The sequence below is a fragment of the Sphingobium sp. ba1 genome (genome assembly GCF_000743655.1).
Classification (GTDB): Bacteria; Pseudomonadota; Alphaproteobacteria; order Sphingomonadales; family Sphingomonadaceae; genus Sphingobium.
In genome coordinates this window covers 286,079-290,195 of the sequence record NZ_JPPQ01000083.1, presented here as the reverse complement: position 1 = coordinate 290,195, position 4,117 = coordinate 286,079, and the positions used below count along the sequence as shown (strand labels likewise).

Sequence of the window (4,117 nt, the reverse complement as noted above, 5' to 3'; positions counted from 1 at the left end):
TCGCGCCATCATCGGCGGCATGTCGAAGGGGGTGTCGAACCTGCTGGGCTATGCGCAGGCGGGCACCGACTTCATCTTCGGCCCGCTCGCCAGTCCCGAAATCGGCGGGGCCAGCTTCGCCATCGCCGCGCTGCCGGTCATCATCTTCTTCGCCAGCCTGGTGTCGATCCTCTACTATCTGGGCGTGATGCAGTTCATCGTCCGCTGGGTTGGCGGCGCGATCGAAGCCGTGACGGGCGTGTCGAAGGTTGAAAGCCTCTGCGCCGCCGCCAACATCTTCGTGGGACAAAGCGAAAGCCCGCTGGTGATCCGCCCCTATCTGGCCGCACTCACCCCTTCGCAACTCTTCACCGTGATGACCAGCGGCATGGCTGGGGTCGCGGGCACGATCCTGGCGGCTTATGCCTCCATGGGCATCCGCATCGACTATCTGCTCGCCGCCAGCTTCATGGCGGCACCCGGCGGGTTGCTGATGGCCAAGATCATGATGCCCGATCCGCGTGTCCCTGTGCAGGGCGAATTGCCGCTCGGCGACACGCCCGATGTCCCGCTGCCCGAAACGCGGATCAGCGGCGTCGGCCCGGCCGCGCTACTCCCCGAAGGCACGCCGGGCGAACCCATGCCGGTCGCCAGCCATGACGAGGAAAAGCCCGCCAACCTCATCATGGCTGCCGCTCAGGGCGCACAGACCGGGGTGAAACTCGCTGTCGCGGTCGGCGCGATGGTGCTGGCCTTCGTCGCGCTTGTGGCGCTCGCCAACGGCATATTGGGCGGCATCGGTGCCTGGTTCGGCTATCCTGACCTTAGCTTCCAGATGCTGCTTGGCTATGTCTTCTCGCCGATCATGTATCTGCTCAACATTCCCTGGGAAGAAGCGCAGGTTGCGGGCGGCCTGTTCGGGACGAAGGTCGTCCTCAACGAATTCGTCGCCTATATCAACCTTGGCCAGGTGCAGGGCGCGCTGTCGCCCGCGACCATCGCCATCGTCACCTTCGCGCTATGCGGCTTCGCCAATTTCAGCTCGATCGCGATCCAGATGGCGGTGACGGGCAACCTCGCGCCCAATCAACGGCCGATGATCGCACGTCTGGGGCTGAAGGCGCTGGTGGCAGGCAGCCTCGCCAACCTCATGAGCGCCGCGCTTGCCGGCCTGATGCTCAGCCTGCGCTAAGGGGCAGTCCTTTTGCTATCGTAACGGAAATGCTACCATCGCCCGCCCAAATCGGTTATGGTTAACCCATGGGGGCAAAGACACTTTCCGCAGCCGCACTAGCGGCTCTGTTGGCATCGTCGCCTAGTCTGGCGCAGGCGCCAAAACCGGGCGCGCTTGAAACCTACAAGGATTGGACCATCGGCTGCGACAATCGCAACCGATGCGAGGCGGTCGCGCTGATGCCCGAAGGCGCCGACTGGCCGGAGGTTCCGCTGATGATCGGCGTTGCGCGTGAGGCCGGGCCGGACGCAGCGACCGAAGTCTGGATCAGCCGTGAAAGCAAGGGCGTGGCGGATGTCAGCTTCCTGGTCGATGGCCGCACAGTGGCAACCGCCCGCGCCCGCGATGGCGAGGCAAAGGTCCGGGGACCGCAGGCCTCCGCCCTGGCCATCGCCATGGCACGCGGCACCACGATGGACGTCCGCGCCGTAAACCGGTCATGGGGCACGCCTTCGCTGGCCGGATCAGGCGCTGCGCTGCGCTACATGGACGCGCGTCAGGGCAGGGCGGGTACGATGACCGCGCTGGTCGCGACCGGTCCCATGGGCGTGATGGCGGTCAAGCCTGCACCCACCCCCCCGGTCATCCGTCGCGCACCGGTGCCCGGCGGTACAGCGCCAGCCCCGCTCTGGCGCGAGGAACTGGCCAAACTCGTGACCTTCACGGGCTGCGCCCACGAAATGCGCAGCGACCAGACGCCGGAATTGCATCGCCTCAGCAAGACCGAAACCTTAATTCTCGTGCCCTGTGGATCGGGTGCCTATAATTTCACCTCGGTTCCGGTCATCGCCACCGGCATCGCCGGTCGTCGCACCTTCCGCTTCGCGCCCTTCGACGCCGCGCCCGGCTGGCTCAGCGATGACAAGCATCCCACCTTGGTCAATGTCGGCTGGACCCCGGAAAAATCCCGCCTGGACAGCTTCGCCAAGGGACGCGGCATCGGCGACTGCGGTGGCAGCGAAGCCTATGTCTGGGACGGCACCCGATTCCGTCTGGTCGAAGCCGCGAGCATGGGCGAGTGCCGTGGCGCGTGGCACTGGATTCCTACCTGGAATGCCCAGGTAACCGACTGATTCCTAATATCAATGCGCCGCGCCCCAACTCGGCCCGGTCCCAATCTCCACGCCCAGCGGCACGCTCAGCTTCACGATTGGCTCAGCCGCACTCTCCATCACGCGCCGGATCACCGCGCTCGCCGCGTCCACGTCCCCCTCCGGCACTTCGAACACCAGTTCGTCGTGCACCTGCAACAGCATCTTCACGCCCGACAGCCCCGCCGCGTCCAGCACCGGTTCCATGCGCGCCATCGCCCGCTTGATGATGTCGGCGCTCGTCCCCTGGATCGGGGCGTTGATCGCGGCGCGTTCGGCACCTTGGCGTTCGTGCTGGACCGATGCCTTGATGCGCGGGAACCAGGTCTTTCGCCCGAACAGCGTCTCGGTATAGCCGCAGGCGCGGGCCTTTTCGATCGTCTCGTTGATATAGATGCTGATGCCGGGGAAGCGCTCATAATATTTGGCGATCATGTCCTGCGCCTCGTCCGCGCTGATCTCCAGCCGTCCGGCCAGACCCCAGCGCGAAATGCCGTAGAGGATCGCGAAGTTGATCGTCTTGGCCCGGCCGCGCGTGTCGCGATTGACCTCGCCGAACAATTCCTTGGCGGTGGCGGCGTGAATATCCTCGCCCGCCGCGAACGCATCGCGCAACGCGGGCACGTCAGCCATATGCGCGGCCAGCCGCAGCTCGATCTGGCTATAGTCCGCTGCCAATATGACATTGCCGGGTTCGGCGACGAAGGCATGGCGGATCTGCCGCCCGACTTCGGTGCGGATCGGGATATTCTGCAGGTTGGGATCGGTCGAGGACAGTCGCCCGGTCTGCGCGCCGGTCAGCGAATAGCTGGTATGGACGCGGCCCGTATCCTTATTGATCTGCGCCTGCAGCGCATCGGTATAAGTGGACTTCAACTTCGATAATTGCCGCCATTCCAATATCTTGGCAGCGATCGGCGCGCCCTGCGCCTGCAACTGCTCCAATATGGTGACGTCGGTCGAATAGGCACCGGACTTGCCCTTCTTGCCACCCTTATAGCCCATTTTGTCGAACAGGATCGCGCCCAGTTGCTGGGTCGATCCGATCGCGAAAGGCTGCCCCGCCAATTCGTGAATCTCGGTCTCCAGCGCCGCGATGCCAGCGGTGAACTCGCCCGACAGTCGCGCCAGATGCTCGCGATCCACCTTGATTCCGCGCTGCTCCATCCGCGCGATCACCGATACCAGCGGCCGGTCGACAAGTTCATAGACGCGGTTTGCGCCTTCATTGGCCACGCGCGTCTTGAACAGCCGCCACAGCCGCAGCGTCACGTCCGCATCCTCGGCGGCATAGGCGGTCGCCTTGTCCAGCGGCACTTCGGCAAAGCTGATCTGGTTCTTGCCGGTGCCGACCACCTCCTTGAAGCTGATGCACGCATGGCCAAGATGCGTCCGCGCGGCCTCGTCCATGCCATGGCCCGACAGGCTTTGCCCGGCATCCAGGTCGAAGCTCATGACGATCGTATCGTCATAGGGGGTGATCTCGATGGCGTGCCGGCGCAGCACGGTCATGTCATATTTGAGGTTCTGGCCGACTTTCAGGACCGCATCATCCTCCAGCAGCGGCTTGAGCTTCGCCAGCACCAGCGCCTTGTCGAGCTGCACCGGCTTTTCCGCGAACATGTCGCGCCCGCCATGGCCGACCGGAATATAGCAGGCCTGGTTGGGGCCGGTGGCGAGGCTGATGCCGACCAACTGGCACGACACGCAATCGAGCATGTCGGTTTCGGTGTCCACCGCGACGACCCCCTCGGCCCGTGCCTGTGCGATCCAGCGGTCGAGCGCCTCTTCGCTCACGACGGTTTCGTAGAGG

General features: G+C 64.6%; 3 protein-coding genes. 2 read left to right on the top strand and 1 reads right to left on the bottom strand.

Annotated elements, in window-relative coordinates; translation table 11 throughout:
* On the top strand, positions 1 to 1,171 hold a 1,171-nt coding region (locus IL54_RS20690; RefSeq protein WP_037480643.1), incomplete at its 5' end, for a NupC/NupG family nucleoside CNT transporter.
* A 68-nt stretch (positions 1,172 to 1,239) separates the two neighbouring features.
* Entirely contained in the window at positions 1,240 to 2,286 is a 1,047-nt protein-coding gene (locus IL54_RS20685; RefSeq protein WP_037480041.1) for a DUF1176 domain-containing protein, read from the top strand.
* A gap of 9 nt (positions 2,287 to 2,295) precedes the next feature.
* On the opposite strand, the gene polA is transcribed toward IL54_RS20685, so the two are convergent.
* Positions 2,296 to 4,117 (bottom strand): DNA polymerase I (polA, locus tag IL54_RS24460; protein WP_037480641.1); only part of this gene is annotated, 1,822 nt, incomplete at its 5' end.